Consider the following 1,037-nt stretch of genomic DNA (forward strand, 5'->3'; position numbering starts at 1 on the left):
GTCATGATCCACTTGGCAGGTACGGAGATGAATCTGAAGACAAAAGCCTTTATGCGACTCGTTTTCTTGAGCCCAAAAGCCTTGGTGTCAAGCCTGCTCATGATGGTCTTGTAGAAATTGTGTATCAATGCAGTAAGCAGAAGAAAGACAGTATTCTCCGCCATGAATGACTTGGGGAGCCTGCTCCAACCGAATCCGTTGTTCATGTCGTCAAAGATACGTTCCTTGCCGCCACGCAGATTGTAGAATTCAACAATGTCCCTTGTCGATGACTTGTAATCGTTGGTCAGAATACAACGGTAAGTGTATTCGCCTTCCCACAGGTCAAGGTCGCCACTGTTGCGTCTTTGTCTCTGGATGACAAGACGATAGCACTTGCCTTCCCATTTCTCAACGAGAATGGAATTGAGTTCGAACTGGATGCCGTTAATCTCCTCCGTCTTCCATCCTCTCAGAGCAAAGATGTCATTGTAGAGCGAACTGCATCGGTTGGCACGGATGTAGAAATGTTTGCAATGCTTCTCTATCTCACTGACGATTTCCTTCGAGCAGGAACCGCAGTCTGCCCTGAAGCGATTTACACGGATGTTCTGGGATTCCAGAAGAGCGAAGAATCTCTTATGGGTGTCTGCCTGATGAAAACGCACATTCGTGTTACCATCGCTGTTCTCGATATAGACTATCTTGTCACCGATAACATATACGCCAGGCCTGTAGCCGAGGAACTTTTTGTAGGTCGGTTTTGCATCATACTTCTCCGTTTCAAGGAACTGATGGTCAAAGTCAACATCGTATTCCTCAATTTCCTTCAACTCGCCTGTAGAAACCAAAGCGTTTATAAGCAATGTGTTGAGTTTGTCTGCAGTATTGAAATCATAGGTCTTGCCTTGGTCGGAAGTATAGGAGATGTTTTCCTGTGTCAGTTCCTTGATGGCTCTGAGGATGGTATCAGAGCTGCATGTACGAAGGGTAGGATGATACGAGAGATGGCGCATCAGTTGTGACGTTACATCTTCCACGCATGAGCCGCCACAGAA

1 protein-coding gene is annotated in these 1,037 nt (G+C 46.4%); it reads right to left on the bottom strand.

The annotated features are described in order from the left end of the window. Positions 1–1,037, bottom strand: a 1,037-nt coding sequence (locus CIK88_RS10135) for an IS1380-like element IS612 family transposase (RefSeq protein ID WP_144269605.1), incomplete at both ends; no start/stop codon positions are given.

Source organism: Prevotella sp. P5-50, from assembly GCF_002251295.1.
Taxonomy (GTDB): domain Bacteria; phylum Bacteroidota; class Bacteroidia; order Bacteroidales; family Bacteroidaceae; genus Prevotella.